This window comes from Aquidulcibacter sp. (genome assembly GCF_044346625.1).
Classification (GTDB): Bacteria; Pseudomonadota; Alphaproteobacteria; order Caulobacterales; family Aquidulcibacteraceae; genus Aquidulcibacter.
In genome coordinates, this window is sequence record NZ_JBIIYV010000046.1 from 1 (window position 1) to 24,138 (window position 24,138).

General features: G+C 53.7%; 20 protein-coding genes and 1 pseudogene. 7 read left to right on the top strand and 14 right to left on the bottom strand.

The features are described 5' to 3' along the window. Positions 1 to 1,134: hypothetical protein (locus tag ACIQ20_RS11590; RefSeq protein ID WP_395780462.1), on the top strand; the 1,134-nt coding region annotated here is incomplete at its 5' end. Between the two features lie 10 nt (positions 1,135 to 1,144). Continuing rightward, positions 1,145 to 1,504, top strand: coding sequence for a hypothetical protein (locus ACIQ20_RS11595; RefSeq protein WP_395780464.1), 360 nt, complete (start codon positions 1,145 to 1,147; stop codon positions 1,502 to 1,504). Between the two features lie 287 nt (positions 1,505 to 1,791). Here the strand turns inward: ACIQ20_RS11595 and ACIQ20_RS11600 are convergent, their stop codons facing one another. From ACIQ20_RS11600 to ACIQ20_RS11625, 6 genes are all read right to left on the bottom strand, one after another. Continuing rightward, a complete protein-coding gene (locus tag ACIQ20_RS11600; RefSeq protein ID WP_395780466.1) occupies positions 1,792 to 3,141 on the bottom strand; it encodes an aspartate aminotransferase family protein in 1,350 nt (449 codons plus the stop codon). Positions 3,142 to 3,562: 421 nt separating this feature from the next. After that, positions 3,563 to 4,000 carry a VOC family protein gene (locus tag ACIQ20_RS11605; protein WP_395780468.1) on the bottom strand — a complete coding sequence of 146 codons (438 nt, stop codon included), beginning with the start codon at positions 3,998 to 4,000 and terminating at the stop codon, positions 3,563 to 3,565. A 5-nt stretch (positions 4,001 to 4,005) separates the two neighbouring features. Further along, complete coding sequence (locus tag ACIQ20_RS11610) at positions 4,006 to 4,980, bottom strand: alpha-ketoacid dehydrogenase subunit beta (RefSeq protein WP_395780470.1); 975 nt, start codon at positions 4,978 to 4,980, stop codon at positions 4,006 to 4,008. Between the two features lie 7 nt (positions 4,981 to 4,987). Further along, the gene (locus tag ACIQ20_RS11615) at positions 4,988 to 5,995 is read right to left on the bottom strand and encodes a thiamine pyrophosphate-dependent dehydrogenase E1 component subunit alpha (protein ID WP_346383797.1); all 1,008 of its coding nucleotides are present in this window, start codon (positions 5,993 to 5,995) and stop codon (positions 4,988 to 4,990) included. Between the two features lie 151 nt (positions 5,996 to 6,146). Continuing rightward, positions 6,147 to 6,803, bottom strand: coding sequence for a GntR family transcriptional regulator (locus ACIQ20_RS11620; RefSeq protein ID WP_346383796.1), 657 nt, complete (start codon positions 6,801 to 6,803; stop codon positions 6,147 to 6,149). A 68-nt stretch (positions 6,804 to 6,871) separates the two neighbouring features. After that, entirely contained in the window at positions 6,872 to 8,368 is a 1,497-nt protein-coding gene (locus ACIQ20_RS11625; protein ID WP_395780472.1) for an aldehyde dehydrogenase family protein, read from the bottom strand. A 265-nt stretch (positions 8,369 to 8,633) separates the two neighbouring features. Between ACIQ20_RS11625 and ACIQ20_RS11630 the strand changes: the two genes are divergently transcribed. From ACIQ20_RS11630 to ACIQ20_RS11645, 4 genes are all read left to right on the top strand, one after another. Beyond that, positions 8,634 to 9,806 carry an MFS transporter gene (locus tag ACIQ20_RS11630; protein WP_395780474.1) on the top strand — a complete coding sequence of 391 codons (1,173 nt, stop codon included), beginning with the start codon at positions 8,634 to 8,636 and terminating at the stop codon, positions 9,804 to 9,806. 269 nt (positions 9,807 to 10,075) lie between these two features. Then, positions 10,076 to 12,394 carry a TonB-dependent receptor gene (locus ACIQ20_RS11635; RefSeq protein WP_395780476.1) on the top strand — a complete coding sequence of 773 codons (2,319 nt, stop codon included), beginning with the start codon at positions 10,076 to 10,078 and terminating at the stop codon, positions 12,392 to 12,394. An 88-nt stretch (positions 12,395 to 12,482) separates the two neighbouring features. Continuing rightward, entirely contained in the window at positions 12,483 to 12,722 is a 240-nt protein-coding gene (locus tag ACIQ20_RS11640; RefSeq protein WP_346383792.1) for a lipoyl domain-containing protein, read from the top strand. A 40-nt stretch (positions 12,723 to 12,762) separates the two neighbouring features. Continuing rightward, on the top strand, positions 12,763 to 14,538 hold the full coding sequence (locus ACIQ20_RS11645; RefSeq protein WP_395780478.1) for an aryl-sulfate sulfotransferase: 1,776 nt from the start codon (positions 12,763 to 12,765) through the stop codon (positions 14,536 to 14,538). Between the two features lie 75 nt (positions 14,539 to 14,613). Here ACIQ20_RS11645 and ACIQ20_RS11650 read toward each other — a convergent pair whose 3' ends face one another. The 8 genes and pseudogenes from ACIQ20_RS11650 to ACIQ20_RS11685 form a co-directional block, all read right to left on the bottom strand. After that, positions 14,614 to 15,714, bottom strand: a complete 1,101-nt coding sequence (locus tag ACIQ20_RS11650; RefSeq protein ID WP_395780480.1) for a cupin domain-containing protein — start codon at positions 15,712 to 15,714, stop codon at positions 14,614 to 14,616. A gap of 22 nt (positions 15,715 to 15,736) precedes the next feature. After that, entirely contained in the window at positions 15,737 to 16,384 is a 648-nt protein-coding gene (maiA, locus tag ACIQ20_RS11655) for a maleylacetoacetate isomerase (protein ID WP_395780482.1), read from the bottom strand. Then, entirely contained in the window at positions 16,381 to 17,079 is a 699-nt protein-coding gene (locus tag ACIQ20_RS11660; RefSeq protein ID WP_395780484.1) for a fumarylacetoacetate hydrolase family protein, read from the bottom strand. The genes maiA and ACIQ20_RS11660 overlap by 4 nt, the downstream gene beginning before the upstream one ends. 86 nt (positions 17,080 to 17,165) lie before the next feature. After that, the gene (locus ACIQ20_RS11665; protein WP_395780486.1) at positions 17,166 to 18,353 is read right to left on the bottom strand and encodes an FAD-dependent monooxygenase; all 1,188 of its coding nucleotides are present in this window, start codon (positions 18,351 to 18,353) and stop codon (positions 17,166 to 17,168) included. Between the two features lie 46 nt (positions 18,354 to 18,399). After that, positions 18,400 to 20,130: an arylsulfatase gene (locus ACIQ20_RS11670; protein ID WP_395780488.1), complete on the bottom strand. Its 1,731-nt coding sequence runs from the start codon at positions 20,128 to 20,130 to the stop codon at positions 18,400 to 18,402. Between the two features lie 31 nt (positions 20,131 to 20,161). Then, entirely contained in the window at positions 20,162 to 20,818 is a 657-nt protein-coding gene (locus ACIQ20_RS11675) for a zinc-binding dehydrogenase (RefSeq protein ID WP_395780494.1), read from the bottom strand. Between the two features lie 6 nt (positions 20,819 to 20,824). Continuing rightward, positions 20,825 to 21,274, bottom strand: a pseudogene (locus ACIQ20_RS11680) (alcohol dehydrogenase catalytic domain-containing protein); the annotation flags it as partial. Between the two features lie 2 nt (positions 21,275 to 21,276). After that, complete coding sequence (locus ACIQ20_RS11685; RefSeq protein ID WP_395780490.1) at positions 21,277 to 22,722, bottom strand: aldehyde dehydrogenase family protein; 1,446 nt, start codon at positions 22,720 to 22,722, stop codon at positions 21,277 to 21,279. A 616-nt stretch (positions 22,723 to 23,338) separates the two neighbouring features. On the opposite strand from ACIQ20_RS11685, the gene ACIQ20_RS11690 reads away from it, so the two are divergent. Beyond that, on the top strand, positions 23,339 to 24,138 hold an 800-nt coding region (locus ACIQ20_RS11690; RefSeq protein WP_395780492.1), incomplete at its 3' end, for a TonB-dependent receptor.

The following is a 24,138-nucleotide window of genomic DNA, read 5'->3' on the forward strand; positions in this document are numbered from 1 at the left end:
GCGATGCTCTCGCCTTGCGGCTTCAATGAGCGTCAACGTGTCTTGGCAACAGCCCTTCTGGTGCGAGGCCTAGAGACAGCGGCTCCTGTTGACCGGACCTTCTTCGGGGTGATGAGTAATGTGGCGAGCCCCGATCAACTCTATGCACAACTATCTGGCTGGCTTGCAGGGACGACGATCTTAAAGCCCGGCGCGCGGGATCAGTTGACTGCATTGCTTGCCCATTGGGCGCAAGCGCAAGAACAAGTGGCTGAAGATTTAGAGCTCATCCCCAAGCGCCTTTGGGCCACACAACGGGGGTGGCGATATCATCTGAGTTCGGCGCGGCTGCCCTGTCTGGCTGACATCTTTGAGAGCGGACCACGTGTCCTCTCCTTTGAGAGCAGGCCGAAGGACCCAAATGACGCTATAGATCCTGATAGCCTGCCCCTCATGCATGCGATCCTGCGTCTGCGTGCCTTGATTGGAGGCGCGCCAAACTCTGGTACTCGTCCGGTCCTAATCGCCATTGAGGGCGATATGCCAGATCAGTTGGCTTTGATGATCAAGGCAGCGCACGCCGATTTAAAAAAACGCGGCGTGTCGTTCCTCGTTCAGGGGCGATCAACGGCTGAGATACGCACGGCCTTTGACCTCAAATATAGGGAAACGCCGAGCGAGTTCTTTGGAACGGTCGTCATGACCAAGAAAGAGATATCAACCTCCACCGACGTAATCGATCGAAGCTATATCTCGTCTGAAGCAGTTAAGAGTATTCGTCCCGACGAGATCATTATCGTGCAGGCCCACCGCCGACCCGTGCGCCTGCATCCTGCTGACCCCAGCATGCTAGCAAGGCTTCCCTTTACCGCGACTGACCAAGCCCAAGGGCCGGAGCCTTGGAGCGAGGCTGCCGTCGCCTATCCGCTCGGCGCAAGTCTGCCGAAGCAGGTCGCGGTCAACATCCCTAAGAGTGGGGCTAGGTCGCGACGGAAGGGTTCGCCCGTCTATGCGCAGGAGGCGGCATCTCCTGTTACGCCAAAGCCGAAGTCGCTGGTGACTAAGGATGATCTCACTTCTGGGACTGCCCGCCTGAAGCGCGCGCTGGCTAAGCGTACCAATGGCGCCTCTCCCTCCCAACCCCGTTTGATTTGAGGGCGCATCCATGACCACACGCAAGCAACTCACCCTCCACCTTGATGACACCACTGCCCGCGCCCTCGATCACGAGGCCAAGCTGCGCGGTCTCACTCTATCACGCGCCGCCAACGATGCCCTAAAACGCGTCCTAATCCATGACCTCGCTGACGCCATCGCCGATACAATCAAGGCGCGGCTTGATCGGCTGGATCAACGCGATCTGGCGCGGGGGCGCGACATGGCCATCCTTCGTGAAACCCTCCTCGCGTTCGTCCGAGTATGGTTTACCTATGCAGGACCTCTCGAACGCGAGGACGACGATGATCAGGCTGAGGCTTTGTTTGCTGCTTTTCTCGATGAGGCCGCGCGTGGGGTGCGGGGGTAAAAGGGCGAACATCGGTGACTTTTGGTCTGCTTTGCGCCAAGGTTGCCACTTGGGGTGGTTTGGCGGCTTCCTGAAGGCGGACATTTATGAGATGGCGGAATGGATGCGCTTCAATACGGTCGAATTTCGTACAAACTTGTGGCTGGTCTTTAAGGGGTTGGGTCAGTTGCAATTAGTCTTGCACGACATTCAGGCGCGGCGGCCAAACACGGCGAGGACCCAAGTTCGCAATTTTTAGCTGCGGACTAAATTCGCATTACAGCCACCGACTTTGATACGAATCTAATCTAGATTTTGTTCATCGCGCGCGATGCAGCGCTAAGGGTTGTCTCGACGTCATCTTCAGTCAAAGCGAATGATACAAACCAGCGGCTGCCTAGACCTTGGATAATGCCTTGCTCGCGTAAGCCTTGTCGGAAGCGCATTGCCTTGCCAGCGTCGGCGTTTGCAGCAATTTCCGCGCTTGTCCACATCGGTTCCTTGGCAGTGAAATGAGTGCAGAAGTTTCCCGGTAGACCCAAGGTCACCAAATCATGGCCTGTTGTTTGGGCTGCTTGCCGCAGTCCGGCTTCCAGTTTTGCCTGCATTTGGTTGCGGCGGCCGTAAAGCTCCGCTCCTCCGTTTTCCAGCATCCGGATTGTCGCGAGGCCAGCTGCAATTGACACCGGGAAAGCATTAAAGGTTCCCGCTCCGATTACTTTGTTCTGTTTGAACAAATTGAAGATATCCTTTCGGCCGGCGATGGCAGCAAGTGGCATCCCTCCTGCGATCGCCTTGCCGAAGATCGTCAGGTCCGGCGTCACGCCAACGATGGACTGCGCGCCGCCGATCGCCGTTCGGAAGCCGGTTATGATCTCGTCGAAACAAAGTAATACGCCGTATTGTCGGCAAAGGTTTTGCACGGCCTCAAGATACCCCGGCTTTGGTGAAGCGCCGCCACCGTTACTATTGAATACCTCCATGATAAGCACGGCGATCTTGTCGCCGTGGTTTTCAAGTAAAGTCCTCAGGGCGCCGATATCGTTCCATGGTATGAGAAAGGATTCCTCAAGCGCATGTTCTGCGCGTCCTTCGGTATAAAAAGGATCATTGTCGCTGATAGCCGCGTAGGGCAGGTCATTGGCTGAAGGATCGACCACGCCCCCGATAACGTTGTCCAACCAGCCATGGTAATGGCCACCAAATCTGACAAACTTCGGCTTTCCGGTAAAGGCCCGCGCCAAGCGCAATGCCATTTGAACCGCCTCTGAGCCCGACAGGTGAAACCGGACGTGTTCAGCACTAGGAACGTGCTCAACAATTTTTTCTGCTAACTCGACTTCGAGCCGACTCTGGCAAGCGCCGGATTGGACGTACAGCAGTTTGTCGAGCTGTGTATGGATTACATCGAGGTACTCTCGGCAACCATGCCCCCAAATGCCTGGGCCCATGGCAATGGCGAAATCGAGCCATTCCTTGCCATCAACATCCCACACCCGCTGGCCTTGGCCAGACTCGACAAAAATCGACGGCTCGGCGAGTGCGCGAACGTTACTCTGTCGACTAGACATCACGTGCGACGCACGCTCGATCAGGCTTGCGGTCTCCGAACTGGGTTCTAGATGAACGGTTTCATTCGCGCCTGTTGATCCCTGCATAATCTGCCCCTTGGCATAATCGTTCTATTAAAAAAATTGTAGTACATTTATTGGCGCCATGGCAAGCGCATTGTATGGCTGATTTCTGTTTCTGGCTGTCCTGTATCCATAAAACCCTTAAAACACAAAAGTATAATTCGATATACGCTCCAGATTCAGCAACTTTTCAGACACTGAAAGCTGGAACCCTGAAGCAGATGTTGCACAATTATGGTCTCGTCATCATGCTTTAGATACGTGCTGCCAGCCTGGTCTCTTGCATTGCGCTAGGCAAAGGCATGACGACACAGAGCTTAATTGGCTCACGAGAACCATGCCTCCAATCAAAGCTTCTTAGATGGTATTGATGCATAGGCCTCTCTCATCGGCACGCTCGTCTATCGCTCCGACATGTAATGACTGCTCCCGTGATCCTTGCTTTTCACCCACCCATCAATTCAATCGTGAAGCCGTGACTGTCGCGGATGTATGTTGCGCGCAAGCCTTGGTTAGGGCCCGCTTTGACGCGCGGTAAATGCGGCGCTGCCGCCTCGAAACCGTATGCAGCTGCCCGATGCACCACATCAGCAACATCATGTACCTTTAGCGCTAGGTGCGAAGCTCCAATATCGCAAGGCCGCCCGCCAGCCGCAGTCGCGGACTGGGGTGACGTATACTGAAGGAGTTCCATCGTTAGTCCGGGGGCATAAACATAGACCAATTCAACATCTGCCCCCAATACGCCTGTAACCTCTTCGATCGAAGCTGCAGGCGGACGGCGCGGTTCGGTTACTTCAAACCCTAGGCAAGCGTGCATAAATGCAGCCATTGATCTGACGTCCGCGACTGTGAAACCGATATGAAGCGGCTCTATTCCCATTTCTGTCAGCCTGCCATTGTTAACATCGCAGCAGCCACGATCTTCTCGGGATCAGGCAGCAGTGCGCGTTCAAGTGCCGGCGCATATGGCATCGGGATGTTCGGCGCAGTCACTCGCTTGATCGGAGCTCTTAAGGACGAGAAAGCTTCGTCCCCTACCACCGCTGCAATGTGGCTCGCAGCGCTGCACCGGTCCCGTGCTTCATCTGCTACCACCAGTCGCCCGGTCTTTCGTACCGAGGCGACGATCGTGTCTGTATCAAGCGGAACCAAGGTACGTGGATCAATCAGTTCGACCGAAACGCCATTTTCTTTTAGTACCTTTGCGGCCCGGATAGCATGATTGACGCACGATCCAATCGCTACGATCGTTATGTCTGCACCCTCTTGCATAATGGAGGCTTTTCCATAGGGCACCAAAAAGTCTGGGTCTTCTGAAACGTCGCCTGAAGTCGCCCCCCGCACACGTGGCAGCAAGAAAATCGTCGGATTGAAACCGCGCAACGCTGACTTCATCAGCCCTTTTGCATCAGCTGGCGTAGCGGGCACTGCGATATTGATGCCACCCAAGTTCATAAACATCGGATAGGGCGTGTCGGAGTGCTGCGCGCCCGTGGAAGTTCCCGCGCCAATTGCCGCTACGAAGGTTACCGGCAGGCGCGCTTGCCCGCCTGTCATGAGCCGAAGCTTTGCGGCCTGATTCGCAATTCCATCGAAACCAGTTAGCGCGAAATTGGAAAACATTAGGTGACAGATTGTGGGTGTACCCGCCATCGCAGCCCCGACAGCCATGCCGGTCATAGCCGATTCTGAGATTGGCGTGTTGCGCACCCGCTTGCTGCCAAACTTAGCATGCAAGCCACGTGTGTCACCAAACATGCTCACTTCCACATCTTCGCCGAACAAGACAATCCGTTCGTTTCGTTCCATTTCCTCGAAATAGGCCGCGTTTATGGCCTGAGTTAGTCTCATCTTAACCATGGGTGCCTCACGGACGCTGATCAACAAATACGGATGAAAGGACGCGTTCCATTCCGGGTGGCTCGCTCTCATGAGCGAACTGGAGAGCATCCTTCACCTCCGCTGCGACATTGGCTTCCAGAGCTTCGATGTCGGTAGCCGTTAAGGCTGAAAGCTCGACAAGTCGTTGCGCCAGGCGCGGGATTGGATCACGGGTCCGCCACTGGTCGATTTCGTCTTCACTGCGATAGGGTGCCTGAAGGAACCCGTCCTCTGCTTCCAGATGCCCCCTCAAGCGATAGGTCTTGGCCTCAATGAAACTGGGTCCTTCGCCTTTTCTTGCTCGGTCGATCGCGACCGCGGCGACGGCCCAGACGGCTTCTAGGTCATTGCCGTCGATAACTTCGGTGGGCATGCCGAAAGCTCGTGCACGATCGGCTATCTCACCCGCGTTCACCGTGGCGGATGCTGAAAATTCCGAATATCCGTTATACTCACATACTAGGAGTAGCGGGAGCTTCCACAGGACCGCTATGTTCATGACTTCGGATAGAATCCCTTGGCTTGAGGCGCCGTCACCAAAAAAGGCGACAGCGACCTGACCTTGCCCCGCGACCTGCGCAGAAAGTGCGGCACCCGCCGCTAGGCCGATCCCGCCACCAACAATGCCATTCGCACCGATCATGCCCTTGGATAGATCGGTGACGTGCATGGAGCCGCCCAAGCCGCCGCATGCTCCAGAAGATTTCCCATGAACCTCGGCGATCAAGGACTTTGCTGAACCACCCTTGGCGAGAAAATGCCCGTGGCCACGATGGGTGCTGCCAACATAATCATCATCGGATAGATGATCGCAAACCGCCACGGCAATGGCTTCTTGACCCGCGCACAAATGGACATTGCCGGGCAACTCACCAGAGCGGGAGTCTGCTCCCAGTTGTTCTTCGGTTCGACGGATAAGCAGCATGCGTTCGAGCATGGCTTTGAGGCGCTCTGGCCCTGGCGTAAAATTGTGATGGAGATCTGGCTGGCTCATAGTCTTTCCGGGGTTCTGCCATACTTGCAGGCACACTGACCGGAATTCTATTTTTGTGCAACAATTATTACCTGTTATTCTCTAAAAATTCAGTGAAAGCCGGAATAAGGTTATGCTTCTTGCTGCGCTATTCAATATTTTGTTGCACATATCATTCATCGTTGCCATTTAAATCAAGCCAAATTTCGCGACATTCTTTACGAACAGATTCGACGTGCAGCCGCATGAGAAGTTCGCTGCGTGTTTTGTCGCCATTGGCCAGAGCCTCAAACAGTTGTTCGTGTTGTTCAACCGAGCCAGCATTTTCTGTTGCTCTGCCATGCTTGAGGTAGAGGCTTTGTGTAAAGTTTTCGACCCGCGACGCAATCTCGAGCAATATTGGGCTGCCACCAGCTTGATGAATCAGCCGATGGAATTGGATGTTAAGCTCGAGGAACCTTTGATCATCATCCGGATGTGTTGAGATAAGTTGCTTTTGAAGATCGAGGATCGATTTCAACTCAGAAAGTTTTTCAGGGGTTATTCGCGAAGCGGCCAACCCTGCGAGATAGCTTTCAAGAAAGGCCAGAAAGTCGAAGATCTCTTCAGCGTGGATTTCGTCAACATCTGCAACATAACTGCGCTTGTTGGCGCCGATTGTAACAAACCCTTCATCTGCTAGTCGGCGAATGGCCTGTCGCACCGGCGTGCGGCTGGTCTCGCAAAGTTCACTTAGTTCTTCTTCCCTCAAATGAGAACCGGGCGGGAAAGTGCCGCTTAAAATGGCTTTCCGGATCGTCTGATATGTACGCAGCTTGGCGGTAGGCAAAACAGTCATCCCTAAAGTGTGAGCTTACCTATCATCCACTAAGTCATTTGCAAAATTGGTCAACATCTTCAGAGGCGCACTACGACACTCTTGGTCTGTGTCAGTTCCTCAATACCCTGACGGCCGGCCTCGCGACCCCAGCCCGACTGTCGATAGCCCCCAGTAGGCATCGCCTCGTCAAGCATGGCGTAGCAGTTTATCCAAACTGAGCCAGCGCGAATTTCAGCTGCAGCACGATGGGCTATGGATAGGCTGGAAGTGAATACCCCAGATGCAAGTCCGTATGGCGTGTCATTGGCAAGTGCGATCGCTTCTTCAAGCGTATCAAATGGCATCATGCACAGAACGGGCCCAAAGATCTCTTCTCGCACAATTGGTGCGTTGCAAGACTGTGGAACGATCACAGTGGGTTCGACAAAATACCCGCTGCGAGCTAGGCGGTTGCCGCCGGTGACAATCCGGTCCCCGCTTGCTCGCGCAGCTTGGATGTGCGCCATGACACTGCCAAGCTGGCGAGCTGAAACAAGTGGTCCAAGTTCTGTTTCAGACTCTAGTCCATGACCAAGTTTCATGGCGGCCGCAATTCGGGCGACACCCTCCACGACGTCTTCAAATATGCCGCGCTGGACATAGACCCGAGTCCCGGCGAAGCAAATCTGGCCCGAATTCATAAAAACGGCTTCTGCGAGTGCTGGAATGGTAGCTTCAAGATCGGCGTCATCGAAGACGAGTATCGGTGACTTCCCGCCAAGCTCAAGACCAACGCGTTTGAGATTTCCGAGTGCAAGGCGCGCGACTTCCTTTCCGGTTGCGGTTGATCCGGTGAATGAGATCATCTCGACATCCCGGTGGGCGGCCAAATGGGCCCCAGCAACTGCGCCCGTCCCCGGTACAATGTTTACTACTCCATCTGGGAAGTCAGCTTCCGCCAAAAGTTCGCCCAAGCGAAGAGCGGTCAATGGGGTGAGTTCTGACGGTTTGAGCACAACAGTGTTGCCGGCTGCTAGCGCTGGACCGGTCTTCGCGAGCGCCATTAAAGTAGGCACATTCCAAGGCGAAATGGCCCCGACTACCCCTAATGGCTCGCGCAAAGTATAGGCATGGTGTGCTGGGCCGAACGCTCCAAATGGCCTCGTGTCCGCCATTGAGATCGCTGTCGTTGAGCCTTCAATCTTGGTGCACCAGCCGGCATAATATCGAAGTGCCTCCGCTGGTCCGATGCCGCTTAGGAATTCCGCCAGACCTAACGGCATTCCCTGATTCAAGGTGTCGAGATAGGCTAATTCGCCCGCATTTTCTTCGACTAAGTCCGCTAGCCGCCAAAGGCGCTTGGCGCGATCTGCAGGAGGCATGCGCCGCCAGCTTGGGGAATCAAAAGCTCTCCTGGCTGCAGCAACCGCCAGATCGACATCTGCTTCCGCGGCTAGACTTGCCGAGCCAATGACTTGCTCGGTTGCTGGATCGATCAGTTCTTGTGCACCGCCGTTACCATCGCGCCATTGTCCGCCAATTAGCAAGGGGCGAGACTTTTTGAGGTAGGTTCGTGCCTTTTTTTTGGGCGACATGTTGTAACTCAATGCATAAACTCAGCATTTTATGTGGACCATTTTATCTCGTCCGTCAATCGTAGTCGTAGTGGAAGTCTGCTGCCATTACCCTGCAAATTAGAAAGTTTCGGACTTAGTAGGCCATGAGAGACTGAATAAAAAAAACTTAAATTCTTTCCATTTTGTTGTACAAAAATATGAGTGCTTGCTTGACCAAGCCCGATGTCTCGCTTAGCCAAACTAGAGGGACGACAAAAATGGAAGCCAAAGGAGTGAACGGATAATGGACCGACCAAAAGCCGAATTTAATCCGTCTTCACCCCGATCCGTAGCCGCTGGTGTGTTTATGGGCGTTATGGGGGCAGAAGTTTTCATCGTCCAGCCTGGCTTCGTGCAGGGCCTGGTAGCGCACATGAGTTTCTCGGAAGAGCAGGCAGGTCTTATCGCCTCAATCGAAATGGCCGGCTTTGCCGTTATGACAATTCTGCTTATTTATCTCACGCGGCGGCTCAACTGGCGGCACATGCTATCCGCATGCATTGCCTTGACAGTGGTCGGCCAGTTTGGGTCCATGCTGACAAACGAGCTAACCTCGTTTGCGGCTATGCGCTTCATTGCCGGCCTTGGTTGTGGTGGCATCGTTTCGATCGGCTTCGCGGCAATAGGTCTAACTGATAAGCCGGACAGGAACTTCGGCATTCTTGTCGCATTCTCAGGTGTCTATGGGGCCATCGTACTTGGGTTTATGCCTACCCTTTATGGGTATGCGGGGATGCAAGGCCTTCTTTTCTTCTTCGCAGCTTTCGCCGCGCTTGGCCTCCCTTTAGTAGGATGGCTGCCGACTTCAGGCGATGTCGTACAGGCCGAGATTCAGCCAAGACCTCCGCTTCCTTTAGGGCTAACCATTTCTGCACTTGGGGCCATGTTCGCCTACTTTTTGGCACAAGGGGTAATTTGGACATACCTATTCCGGATTGCCATTGACGGCGGGCTTACCGAACCGCAGGCAGCATTTGGTCTAACAATCGCGCAATTCGCGGGCATTTTGGGTGCCTTGATTCCGACCATCGTCGGGGCGCGCTTCGGGCGGACGGTGATGCTGGCTATAGCCATTTCGGCTGGCGTTGTTCCACTACTTTACTTCCTCTTCGGCACGATCACCGCCCTCAGTTACGCGATTGCGGTGTGTGTCTACAATTTTGGTTTCAACAAGACGCATCCTTATCTCCTCGCAACAATGGCCTCTTTTGACGCATCGGGACGGGTTGTAACTTATGCTGTTGCTTTGCAGACACTTGGCCTTGCAGTTGGTCCGGCAGTCGGGGCTTGGCTTCTTGGCGGGAACACCTTCACCAGCGTTCATTGGTTTGGAATCGCGGCCTTTGGGGCTTCCTTTGTTCTGATCCTGTTTCCGGCCCGTCATCAGCCGGTAAAGGCACAAGCGGCGGCCAGCTAAAGTATCGTTGGATCAGAACAGGCGATGCCTTTGCATTTTTGTTGCACATATTTTGTGACGGGCACCCACAGGAACTCCAGTACATTCGATGCTTCTGGCTGATTTTATGCTTAATATGGACAATAAGTAGCCTTTATATCACAATTCTGTGTCTGACTGTTCCTTGGCCCGTGCAATCCCACGAGCCAAGGTTCATTTTTTTGTTGCACACTTTTTGATGTTACGATAATCGTGACGAAACCCGACAAACGGGTATTGGGGAGAAAAATATGTCATCTGCGTTTGGTCGATCCTTACTGGCCGCAACGTCGCTTGCAGCTTTCGTGACACCGGCTTCAGCCCAGGAAGTTCCCCCTGCGGCGGATGACAACTCCGGGGGAGTCGAGGTCGTTATTGTGACCGCTCAAAAGCGCTCGCAAAACCTTCAGGATGTGCCAGTCGCCATTACCGCATTTAATGCGAATACGATCAATCGACTTGGGCTCAGTTCGTCTGAAGATCTCGCAGCCTTTACGCCCAGCCTAAACTATCAACCCGCAGGCGGCATTGGTTCAAGTATCGGTATTCGTGGCATCCAGGATCAGAACTTCACCTTTAACCAGGTAGGCTCCGTGGCGGTGGTAGTCGACGAGGTGGCGCTGAACTCCCCTAACCTTAATACGTTTGCATTGTTCGACATTTCGCGGATCGAGGTTCTTCGTGGGCCACAAGTAACGCTATTTGGTCGCAGTACTACCGGCGGCGCACTTAACATCACCACACGGCAAGCTCGCGTAGGCGAGGACAGAAACGGCGAAGCGTCGGTAAGTTACGGACAGTTTAACTCGATTGATGTTCAAGGTGCCGTAGGTGCGCCAATCGGCGACAAGTTTGCGTTTCGTCTCGCGGGCCAGTCCCAAACCCGCGACGGAATCCAGAAAAATGTGACGCGCGGTGGGCGGACGGGCGAACGCGACAGATATGCAGTTCGGGGCTCTTTAGCGTTTAATCCATCTGAGAAATTCCGCGCAACCTATTCCAGCCTCTATGGCCAAGACAATGGTCAGCAGCCCAATTACTTGCCAATTGGATTTCTTCAGCCAGGCGGAGGAGCGACACCATGCTCTAATCCAAGCCGCCAGCCTGGTAACGGCTGTGCAGACCCCTATGGCTTTGTTTCACCCGGTAAGTTCAAAGAAAGCTATTCCAACTTCCCAAGCTTCGCCCATTCTGAAGTTTTCGGAAACACAGTAACTTTGGCTCTAGACGTCGGACCGGTGACCCTGTCATCGATTAGTTCTGTCATTGATCACTCCATCAGCCGCCAAGAGGATGTCGACTCTGGTCCTAACGGGCGGGTTGAGGTGCACAACGATGTCGACACTACTCAGAAGTCACAGGAATTCCGTGTGGCTACCAATGGCAAAGACAAGCCTTTCAACTTTGTTGGTGGCCTGTTCTTGTTTGAAGAAGAAAACTCCGGGCATGTAGCGCGCAGCATTTTGACCGCCGGCATTGGGACTGCTCCCATCGGTCTCAATTCACTTATCTTCAATCAAAAAACGGAGATCACCTCAGCTTACGGCCAGTTTGATTTCAAGCTTTCTGAGCGTTTCAGCTTAGTTGCTGGTGCCCGTTACTCGGATGAATCAAAGAGTGGCAGTGCTCGCTCTTACAGGCGCACAGGCGCCGGCGCTGCTGCATGGACAAATTTCGCGCCTGCAATTGGAACCCATCTTGAAGCGGCATCGCTCGTGGCTTTGTCGAACCCCACGCAGAATTCAACGGATGTGCCTTTCGGCAAATCTTGGACCAATTGGGGCGGCAAGGTTGGCATCAACTTTAAGCCGAGCTCAGATGCGCTGCTTTATGCGAGCGTTTCTAAGGGTTTCAAAGGCGGGACCTTCAACCTAATCCCAGCCTATAATCTTCAGGTCGCTCAACCGATAGCTAACCTTCAAAGAGGCGTGGATCCAGAAGAGATCACGTCCTATGAGGCCGGTACAAAGCTTCAGTTGTTTGATCGCAAACTCCAGCTGAACATCGCAGGCTTCTTGAGCGATTACGAAAATCAGCAGGTCTTCACTTTCATTGGTGGTGCTGCTGCTCTCCTCAATGCTGGCAAGGCCAGCATCAACGGCATCGAAGCAGAACTGACGTGGGCTCCGGATGGTGGATGGCTTGTTCAGGGTGGACTAGGACTACTTGATGCCAAGTACGACAGCTTCTTCCTTCCCGAAGAATCGGGCGGACCTGACTTCTCGGGGAAAAGAACTCCCCATACGCCAAAGGCTACATTTACAGGGCTTGTGCAGAAGTCCTTTGATATTGGCGACAATGAATTAAGTGCCCAGATCAGCTTCAAGCAAACCAGCAGCCAATTTGCTAGCTTCAAAAATGGCGCGGATGACTTCCTGCCAAGTCGCACGACTTTTGATGTTCGAATTCGGTACTTGTTTGGTGAGGATCAGCAGCTGGAACTTGCCGCCTTTGGCAAGAACATTTTCGACGAGCGCTTCTGCCAAACAATCCAGCCAGGTTCATTCACCAACCAATGCATTGTCAATGAACCGGGCACTTATGGTGTTAAACTGGGCATGAAATTCTAAGTGATCATCACTATTGCTCTGTGCTGTTTGTGGTAATCGTGAGAGGGCCACAAACAGACCCGGAAAGCATCCGCAGGAACCTTTTATCGTGAAAATTAAGCTAAAGCTGCCTAGATTCGGTATGAATATGGAGGAGGCCACAATTGTAAAGTGGCACAAAAAAGTCGGCGAGAGTTTTGTCGAGGGAGACCCAATATACGAGGTTGAGACCGATAAGGTCACCCAAGTCGTCGACGCCTCGGGCAATGGCACAATGCTTGAAATTCTCGTTCCCGAAGGTGAAGAGGCACAAGTTGGCGATGCAATATGTGTTGTGGAGGCAGGCTGAGCCTGTTCTGCATTGGTACCAAACTATGGGATAAGCTAGCATGCGAAAAGCAAGAATTCACATCGGTTTTGCCTTGATTGCCGGTGCCTTCGTCAGTCTCGGGCTATCGCATTCTAGTTTAGCTAAAGGCTCTGACGGCTCACAGCCCGTTGGACAGGCAGTGGCGAAAGCACCTGTTCTCCTTGCTGAACCGCTTGTTAAAGCGAATCCAAATCCGGCAGTGCCGCTTGCAGCTGTCCTTACGCTACAGGCCCGCAACGCAGTCTCAGTTGAAGTTTCTATTCATGAGCGCTTGGCAGGTCGACCTGATAAAAGCTGGCAGCTTTCAGCTCCTCTATCCCCTGATGGCTCAGCCAAGATTCCGGTCGTTGGCTTTCGGCCCGGTTCGGAGCTTACCTTCACGGTTTCCTTGCGAGGCTCGAGCGGGGCATTGACACGTGTACCAAACGAGCTGGCTTTTCGGGCACCTAACTTACCAGATGTTGGTTTGAACTGGCCCAAAATCGATACGCTGGAAATTGATCGTGCCAAGGTTGAGCCTGGTATTACGTTTCTGTCCGTTCGTCGCAATTTCCTTGGACGTGGCTCTTTAATGACAACACGTCAGCGGGATTTCCAACGCAGGTTCGGTCTCATCATCGCCTTAAACGAAGATGGCGAGGTCGTGTGGTACTACAAGTCGCCTCAACGGATTGCTGGTGTCCAGTCAATGCCTGACGGACGAATCCTCATGACCTTGGCAGACCAGCGAACCCGGATTATCGATGTGCTGGGTAATGTCGAGCGAGAATACGTGGCAGCGCTTAGGCCCGACCGCGATCCTTCCAGTAGTGTGATCCCCATCGAAGGCATACAGACCATTCATCACGAGCCTTACCTGACAAAGGAAGGGACTTTCATTGCGATGTCTGCGAACGCCCGGCGGATTGATAACTACTATACGAGTGTAACCGACCCCAATGCACCGCGTAAGCCGCAGATGGTCATGGGCGACTCAATTATCGAGTATGATGCTACTGGTAAGGTCCTTTGGAAGTGGGACAGCTTCGACCACCTAGATCCAATGCGGATTCACTTTCATCTGTTTCAGCCATATTGGATGACAAGGGGATTCCCGGGTCACCTGGATTGGACGCACGGCAATGGTGTTTCCTATGACGAAAAGAACGGTACTATAATTGTATCCCTGAAGCAGATGGACGCCATCATTGGTATCAGTCGCAAGACTGGCGATATAAAGTGGATATACGGAGACCCAACTGGTTGGAACGGCGCATTAGCTGAAAAAGTCCTTAAACCAAAAGGTCAGTTCGTCCGCTATCCGTTCAGCCCGCATCACCCGCACGTAGATGGGCCTGGGCTAATGACTTATTACGACAACGGCATGTTCCAAGCTTTTCCTTTCACTGGAAAGGCCCCAGTGCCCCAGCACTTGAACTTTAGCCGGGCCGCGCGGATTCAGGTAGATGAGAAGGCCATGACCTTTGAGGAAGTTTGGACCTCGGAAACTGAAAGAACAGAGGGTTCTTGCTACAATTGGGCGATGGGTGAAGCTGAGACGCTGCCGATGACGGGTAACACCTTGTTGGTTCGAGCGAATTGTACGCCGCAGGACCCATCCGTCAGCGACTTCAACGAGTTTGATCTCTCGAAACGATTCGTTGATGAGCTATATGGTGATGCCTTTGTAGATCAGTACACGAAGGACAATCCCAGTAAACGTGTCGCTCGCTATCGGTTCTCTAACCCAGACCAGATTATGAGTTGGACGCTTTATGGCGGATTCCACCGTTCTTCGGTAGCGGGTGGAAAATAGTCGAGTTTGCCACGCTTGGGTCTGTCCTTTGATATTGGGCGACTTCAGGCGTGGATCAAACCGCGAGCGATTTGGTTACGTTTCTTCAACTTGGGTGCGCATGAAGTGTAACCTCTCCATGATTGGAGCATCGGAGAAACGGAACAAGTCAAACATCGTCTCAGCCTCCAGCGACCAAGGGATCCAAGAGGGGATGACAAACATGTCGCCCTTTTCCAAAGAGTGGGTTTCTCCGTTCATCACGACCGCTCCCTTACCTTCAAAAACCTGAAACACAGTGGAGCCGACGTCCCGTCGTGTAGCGGTCTGGCTACCGGCGCGCAGGCGATGGAACTCAAGTCGAATGGTTGGCATGACGTCACCACCGCTCGTGGGGTTTATGTAGCGGATCGCGGCATGGCCGGGTCCAATTGTTGCTGGGTAACCTTCTTCCTCCAGCTGCAACTGCTGGCTTAGTGCTGCATCTGTATGCTTCCAGCGATAAGCGCCAATGGGTGAACTAACCGTCTCTTTCAGTCCTGCTAATGGGCGCAAGCCAGGGTGGCACCACAGCCGCTCGCCGCGGCTGTAGTCCGGTGTTTCAAGACAAGAAAGTTTGTCAGGTCCGAACTCAAAGAATCCGACGTCCATCTGATGGCTGAAAGGAATATCAAGCCCGTCAATCCAGGCCATTGGCTTATCGGTTACGTTTTGATGGCCATGGAAATTTCCACCAGGCGTTAGCAGCAAGTCACCGCGGCTCATACGCACTGGGTCACCGTTGACCACTGTCCAAACCCCATCTCCTTCTACCACAAAACGAAAGGCGTTCTGACTATGCCGGTGTTCTGGGGCGACCTCATGAGGGCCTAGGTACTGGATCGCTGCCCAAAGGGTAGGGCTGATATATGCATGTGGTGCAAGACCTGGATTGCCAAGGCCAAGCGCCCGACGTTCCCCGCCTCGCCCAACAGGCACCAACGCTCCCGAACGCTCCGCAAGGGGTAGCAACTTGGACCATTTCCAAACATGTGGAACTGCTTTGGGCTTTGGGTGGACCGGCATCAAGTCGCCTAACTGAGTCCAGAGTGGCAACAAACTTTGCTCTGAAAAGCCGCGATACAGTTCACGCAATTCAGGTGTGTCATCGGGTTGCATCGCGTGGGCGACCGAAGTGTGATCAAGCGTCTTGCTCATGGTGGGTCTCCTTTTAGCTGGGTTATTCCGCATCCGGCTGGTTGGGCGGTGCTGCCTCGCGAAAAGCAGCAATTGCGTCCAACTCGCCGAAAATCCGCGCAATGGTTGGCCAACTCCCGGGTTCAATTGAGAATCGGCGGTTGTTCCAGACTTGTGCGTAGAGGCAGATGTCTGCGAGCGTGGGAGTATCGCCGTAAGAGAAGCGACCTGTTTGTGGACTGTCGGCAAGGGTGCCTTCAATTGCGTCGAAAGTCACAGCTACCCAGTGTCTAAACCACTCTGCAAGATCTTCGTCTCCCGCTCTAAACTGGGCACCCAATCTATTCAAAACACGGAGATTGTTGAGCGGATGAATCTCGCAGGCAATCATATAAGCCAGCGAGCGCACCCGCGCCCTGCCAAATGCATCCGCCGGCAATAAGCGGGGTGTGGGATGTGTTTCGTCAAGCCATTCGATGATCGCCAGAGACTGGGTCAGTACCGACCCATCATCCAGTTCGAGTGCAGGCACCAGTCCGGCTGGATTCATTGCCAGATAGGCCGCCGATCGATTCTCGCCTTTGCGCAGGGCATAAGCCACATACTCATAGTCCAAGCCCTTGACATTGAGTGCTGCGCGCAGCCGGGTCGAAGTAGAAGACCGGAAGAAATTATGCAGCCGCAACGTCATGCACGCGGGCCAATTTTTGTGGCCAGGCTACCGAGCCCTTCAATTGACACGACGCAAACATCACCAGGCACAAGTGCGCCAACGCCTGCCGGCGTTCCAGTCATAATTAGGTCGCCCGGCTTGATTTCAATCGAGTGTGACAAAATCGAAATGATTTCAGGCACCGTCCAGATCAGATCAGCTAGATCAGCATCCTGCTTCACGGTGCCATTGACGGTGAGCCGGATCAATCCTGTCTCAAGACGCCCGACTGTAGCCACAGGATGGATGGGACCAATAACGGCAGAAAGGTCAAAAGCTTTGCCCCAATCCCAAGGTCGCCCCTTTTCACGAGCCTGGATCTGCAAATCCCGCCGCGTGAGATCATTTCCCACGGCGTAGCCCCAAATACAGGATGGGCTGTCCTCAAGAGAGAGGTTTCGTCCGCCTCGTCCGATTGCGACAACTAGCTCTGCCTCGTAATGGAAATTCTCGGTGAGCGGTGGGTATGGAATTGTGGCGTCGTCGTGAACAATTGCATCCGCTGGCTTGGTGAAGAAGAAGGGTGGTTCACGGTCAGGATCGAAACCCATCTCGCGGGCGTGTTCGGCATAATTGCGGCCTACGCAAAAAATTCGGCGTACTGGAAAGCGCTGAACTGATCCAGCTATTGGAACCGAGCTTTGGGGTTGCGGCGGAAAGGCGTATTCGGTCATCGTTTCCTCTTTCAATTCTGGCCTGATAAATGGGGAACAGGCCAGTCACGACGCTGTAATCCCGATGTGTTGAGTGGCAGGTCAGGCTATCCCGGTACCGCGACTAAGGGCGTGGTAAGTGGATCATAGTTGTAAAGCCAAAGGGCGCGGTCCTTGCTCGGATCCTTGCGCGCGAATGCTTCGCGGAACTCATCGTGGGTCTGAAAATGGAACAAACGAGCGTGCTCTGTGCTCTCATCGACGATCCGGGCAGTGCGATCAATTCTGGCCAACTCGTAGGCCTTTAAAGCTGTCGCACGATCGTCAATCTCCTCGAAAGCCCGCATCAGTACTGCAGCGTCCTCAATCGCCATGACAGCCCCTTGGGCCATGTAAGGCAAGGTTGGATGTGCGCTGTCTCCAAGCAGGGTCACCCGCTCCGTGCTCCAGAAACGCAATCGTGGCCGATTATTGAGGGCCCAGCAGAAGCAGTTCTCGCGGTCTGCAGCGTCGATCATCGTCTGCACATCGGGATGGAAGCCGACAAAGTCGGCCTTGAGGTCTTCCCAAGGAGCCTTGATCGCCCAGCCTTCCTGTTTCCATTCTGGCTTTTCGACACAGCCCACAAAGTTAAGCAGTTTGCCTCCGTTCACCCAGTAAACGACCATATGCTTATCTGGGCCCATCCAGTTGACGAAGATTGGCGGTTGGAAATTCGGCGGCAGCTTTTCGACAGGCACCATAACACGCCAAGCGACATTGCCGGTGTAGTTCGCCGGTTCCTTTCCATGCATCTGGGCGCGGACTACCGACTTAATCCCATCCGAACCGATCAGCACATCGCCGCTCGTCGTGGTACCATCTTTGAAGTGCAGTGTGACGCCTTGATCGTGTTCCTCAAACCTTTCCATTGGCTGGTTAAGGTGGATTGCCGCAGTGGACTGCTCCAGTACCCGCTCCGCTAGTATTCGCAGAAGATCGGGTCGATAAACTTGCAAGTAAGGAGCCCCAAACCGGCTTTCGTGGCTGTCTCCGAGTGCAATTTCGCTGACGACTTCGGCAGTGTCATGAAGTCTGAACTCGGTCCGAAGTGGGCGAACCGAAATCGTCTCCAACGCATCAAGGACGCCAAGATGGCGCATAACGCGGGTCGCATTGGCGCTAAGCTGGATGCCTGCACCAACCTCGCCAAGTTCAGGGGCCTGCTCAAAGACTTGCACCTCATGCCCTGCTTGCAGCAGCAATCCGGCTGCAGTCAATCCGCCAATACCGCCGCCGGCAATCAGTATCTTCATTTTTTTCGTCATCCTAGATCTCCGCAGCCTTGACTATCGATATTTGCTATTCGCGGCCGATCTTTTGCTGGCCCTTTCGGCTGCTTTCGGGCGGTCGCCAGTTAAAATGAGTAAGGACATTGCTCCAGTCCGATGGAAAAAAGGGAATAGGGACTACCCCTTGCTCCTTGGCCCACTCATTCCATCGTGTAATCAGAGCTTGTGCGACTTCTGGGTGGCTTTGAGAAAGATCGTTCTGCTCAGCTGGATCTTTGGCGATGTTATAGAGTGCCCACCGCTCCTTTGGGCCCCAAGGTGGATTTTGCCAAACAATCTTCCAATCTCCTTGGCGACCAGCTCGCCGCGCCCAAAGTTCCCAGCCGAAGAACGCGTCAGCTGCGTGTAGAGTCGGCAATGAGGGATTTGCAAAGAGAGGCTTGAGACTTGTCCCTTCCAGGCGCTCGATGGGACGGCCGTCAAACTGGCCCTTCGGGATTGGGACGCCTGCATAGTCCAGCACGGTGGGCATAACATCCAGAACCTTTGTAAAGGCTCCGTTCACTGCATTCCCATTCTTGATCCCAGGACCCGCGACGATGAATGGCACACGCGTGCCGCCTTCAGTGGCGAAGCCCTTCCCGAGGCGAAATGGCGTGTTGCTAACGTGGGCCCATTGCGGGCCGTACCAGACATAAGAGTTAGGTCGCCCCATTTGGCTGAGCCGAAGGTCGCGCTCTTTCTCTGCCCATCGGTACCAATCCGTTCCGCCAAAATCGAGCGGATTGCCGCCGTCCGCGCCGTTGTCCGACATGAAAATGATGATTGTATTGTCAAGTTGCTTGTTAGCTCTAAGCGCAGAAACAATCCGTCCGACCTGTCGATCAAGGTCGCTGACCATTGCGGCATAGATTTCCATTCGGCGTTCTTCGAGCTGTCGAAGGTCTGGCGGCAAAGCCTTCCAAGATGGCCAGTTCTGATCGAAAGGCGCTGCAATTTGCGACTTATCGATCAGGCCCATTTGTCGTTGCTTGGCGAGGCGCGCTGCGTGAATGGCCTCATAGCCCTTTGCATATCGACCGCGCTGTCGAGCTATGTCCTCGTCAGGTGCCTGCAATGGCCAATGGGGTGCCGTAAAATTGACCATAGCGAAAAAGGGCTCGCTGCGGTTTTCCTGATTTAGGAACCCGATCATCTTGTCTGCAAATGTGCGCGAACTGAAGAAGTCGGCGGGTGGCGTAACGTCCTTCCCGTTCTCGACGTAGTTCACCGTTGGAATGTCAGGGAAAACACCTTTATTGTCGAAATGTGAACCTGCACCTTGGATAAGGGCAAAGTGCTGCTGGAAGCCTCTGGCAGCAGGGCGATAATCGGGGTCGCGTACTCCACCCATGTCCCATTTGCCCGAAAGCATGGTTCGATATCCGGAACGGCTGAGTATCTCTGCGACAGTGGCGACCCGTTTAGTCAAGATCGCTTCATAGCCGCGCTTGCCCTCAGTCTGCGGCGTCCAGTCGCCCGCCATTGTTCCATATCCGGCGTTGTGCGGCGATGCACCAGTCATCAAAGCTGCGCGAGTAGGCGAACAGGCTGCATAGGTGTGAAAGTTCGTTAGCCGCACACCGGATCGGGCAAGGCGGTCAAGATTCGGTGTCCGGATTTCTGATCCGAATGATCCAATATCCGAGTAGCCGAGGTCATCGGCTACGATGATCAGGAAGTTAGGTCGCTGCGGCTTTGAGGTGCTAGAATGCGCGTTGGTTTGGCTACTAAAAATAGCGAGCAGGGCAACGCCAGCCATCACTATTTTTCCAAGCCTGCCTACCTTGAACTTATTCTGCATCAGTTGCCTCCATCAAAAGAACCGCTTTGATGACGCCGCCGGTGCGGGTGTGCTCCATTGCTTGATTGATATCGCTAAACGAGAATGTGGAAATAAGCCGATCGACCGGAAACTCGCCAGCTTGCCACCATTCCAGCATCTTGGGGTACAGGTCATGCGGTACCGAGTTGCCAAACGATAGGGCTTCAAACCTGGCGGCCTTTTCGAATAGCGGCATGGGCTTCAAGGTGTATTCCTCCATCGGACTGGGGAGGATAGCATATGCCATATGGCCACCTGTTCGCAGGCTCGCGATCGCACCTTCAAAGGCAGCCGCATTCCCTGACGTCTCCAACAGCTTGCCTACTCCACGGCTGGTCTGCGCCATCACCCATTCATGCATCGCCCCCATCCGGGGGTTGAACGTAGCTGTCGCACCAAGTTCGCGAGCCATTTCAAGGCGACCCTCGCGAACATCAGCCACCAAGATAGCGCCAGCCCCTGCTTTGCGCGCGGTCATAATCGCACCCAAACCGACTGCCCCTGCGCCAACAATTAAAACCGTCTCCCCAGCTTTGACATCGAGCACGTTCAGGATTGCCCCCGCGCCGGTCATGACGCCGCAGGTTATGCTGGCACCTACTTCCGCAGGCACGTCGGCCGGCATTGCAACTAGGCAATGATCGGGAACGATCGCATGGGTCGCAAAGGATGATTGTTGAAAGAAGGCTGCGTGTAACGGCGAGTCCGAGTTGTCCCATATTGTAGGGCTGCCATCCAGTCGCCTACCTCCAAAGGTTACTTCCCAGCTTTTGTCGCAATAGAATGGATGCCTCTGCAAGCACGAAGGGCATCGATTGCAGGAACCGTACCCAAGTATTACGCGGTCGCCGACATTTACGCTTGCCTTGGCACCTATTGCCTCGACGATACCTACGCCTTCGTGGCCAAATACGGCAGGCAGAGAGCAAAGTGAGGGCCCGTCGATATCCATATGACAGATGCCGCAGGCTTCTATCCGGACTAGAGCTTCATGCTCTTGCGGAGCATCGAGAGTTACGCATTCGATTACATAAGGCTTGCCGGATTGCCTAAGGACTGCAGCCTCAATCGACTTGCCCATCGTTACGCCCTTTGCTTCGTAGTCCAAGCCATATGCTTGGATTCCAGAAACTCGTTCATTGCATCAACGCCGTGAAGTCTACCCACACCACTTTCTTTGTATCCACCAGTCTCGACTTCGGGATGGAGCGCGCCGTGCATATTGATCCATACGGTACCCGCCTCAATTCGCCGAGCCAATCTTTGGGCGCGAGCGAGGTCGGCACTCCAAACACTGGCAGCAAGTCCAAACCTGCTCGCATTTGCGCGTTCTAGGGCTTCATCGTCTGTACTAAAAGATTGAAGGGTCAGTATTGGACCGAAAATCTCTTCGGTTATGAGTGGCGATTGTGGATTACGCACATGCACCAAACTCGGCGTTACAAATGCACCGTCAGCATGTGCTCCACCTAAGGCTGCGCCGCGAACCAATATTTCATCTGGCTCCTGAACGGCATTCAACAAACCCAGAATGCGATCGCGCGCTACAAAATCAATCATCGGCCCCATTTGTGTGGCCGGGTCAATTCCCGACCCAACAACGACATCCATGAGTGATTTTGCAAAAAGGGCTTTCGCCTCTTCAAGCTGCTTATGTGAAACCAAAAGGCGACTCGCAGCAACGCATTGTTGGCCAGTAATGAATATTGCTGCCCGCACGATTTGGGGAACAGCTGTCTGAAGATCGGCATCATCAAGCAAAACAACCGGTGCGCTGCCACCAAGTTCAAGGTTGACTCGTTTCATAGTAAGCGTAGCAGCCACAGCAATCTGCTTGCCAACGTCCGTGCTGCCTGTGTAGCTGACAACACGCACTTCTGGTGCATCGACCAGAATCTTGGCACCGTCATCGCCCGTCTCACTAAAGGAATTGACCACTCCGGTTGGAAGTTCAGGGACCTGTGCGAGCAGGCGTAACACCGCCGCACTAGTTAATGCCGTTTGGGGTGCAGCTTTGATGACGCAGGTACAGCCCGCTGCGAGCGCTGGCGCAAGCGAACGGATCATTAATATGATTGGGGCGTTCCAAGGAACGATGATCGCCGTGACTCCGGCAGGCTCTTTACCTATCATCGAATAGAGGCCGGACTCAAGCTCGATAACCCGTCCGAAAATGTTGCGAGCCAGGCCTGCATAGTACCGAAGTTCGGAAACGCTTAGGTCAACTTCAACAAGCGACTGCGCGAGCGGCTTGCCGTGTTCTGCAGTCAGCAATGCAGCAACATCTTCCCTCTTCGAATTAAGCAAGTCGGCAAACTGAAGCAGCACCGAGGCCCGGAGCCGAGGAGCTGTGCTCCAACCACCTTGATAAAACGCATCAGAAGCTGCCGACACTGCTGACCGAACTGAGGGCTCGTCCGCATCATCGAATAATCCAACAAGTCTGCCTGTTGCAGGGTTTAGGCTCGCGGCAGCCTTCGAAGCCGCCGATGCTCGCCATTCGCCCGCAATCCAGGAAAGTCCGTCCAATGCCCAACATCTCCATCATCGAGCGCTCAAAGCACCAAGGCCCTGCTTGCCCATAATCCAGACTGAGACATAGCCGCATCTATATTGTTGTGCAAGCTACAAACCATTCTTTGTACCAGACTGTGCAACTGTAATCGGCAATTTCTGCCACAATAGATTGTTTTTATAAGTTTTATAATGATGTTCTTTCGGGCTAACTGGCTGGATTCGTTCCGGGCAATTCACTAAACTGTGCAACAATATAACTGAGACTCTGAAGCGCTCTTTGGTAAAAACGGTCTTCGTATTGAGAAAGCCGTTTCGCGCTTTAGTTGCTCAACTCATAATTGCTGACTGGAAAGACGAAAGCGATCTGAGGCTGGCTTTTTCAATCAAATTGGTCTGATCGGGGGAGTAGAGCTCCAGTTTGAACGCGGGAACACGGTTGCGGCTGCTAACAGCGGCGCATCACGAGCAGTCAAAGCAGGGGCCTTATTTCATTGGCAAGTCACCTTTCTCGATAATACAGAATCTATTGTTGACGGTTTACGCAATAGCGCTTGACGGCACCTCTTTTTTGCGATTACCTTATTGACTAAATCTATTATAAGCGCGTTGCGCAAAAAAGGGCGGAAAAATGAAACAGGCAAAAGCACGGGCTGTAAGCCCTTCCTTATTGGTACTGATTGCGACGTTGGGTTTCTCAGGTCCTGCTTTGGCTCAGGGCGCGCCTCAAACTGATGATCCGGCGATTGAGACCATCATCGTGGTCGCCCAAAAGCGCGAGCAAGCCGCGCAAGATGTGCCCATCGCCTTGTCGGTCTTCTCTGCCTCTGCGCTAGAGCGCGCTCAGATCGAAGATGCGACGGACATCCAGTTCTCGATTCCCAATGCTGTCTTGACCGGCAATGACCGGTTCACCTTGCGCGGCATAGGCACCAATGCTCTGGGATCTTCTGATCTAGGTGTGCAATCCTTCGTCAATGGTGCAGCAATTGGTTATTTGCCTCAAAATGAGTTTTTTGACCTCGCGCGATTAGAGGTTCTGCGCGGTCCACAAGGGACGCTTTATGGCCGAAACACAACTGGCGGTGCGATCAATGTGATTACGCAAAAGCCCAAGGCAGAATGGGGCGGTGAAGCTAGTTTGCAGCTCGGCAATTATGGCGGCATTCGTGCGGGTGGAGCAATCAACATCCCCTTGGGCGAACGTATCGCAACGCGTTTGTCGGGCTATGGATTGAGCCGTGAGGGCTACACGGAAAACCAAGGGACGGGTAATGGGATTGATGGTCGCGATCAGTGGGCTTTACGATGGACAACAACATTCGATTTAGGCGAGAACACTGACATTACCTTCGTTTACGGTAAGTACGAAGAAGATTCCAGCCGCGCCCGTGAAGGAAAAAGGCTATGCAAAGCCCATCCGGTTTTGGG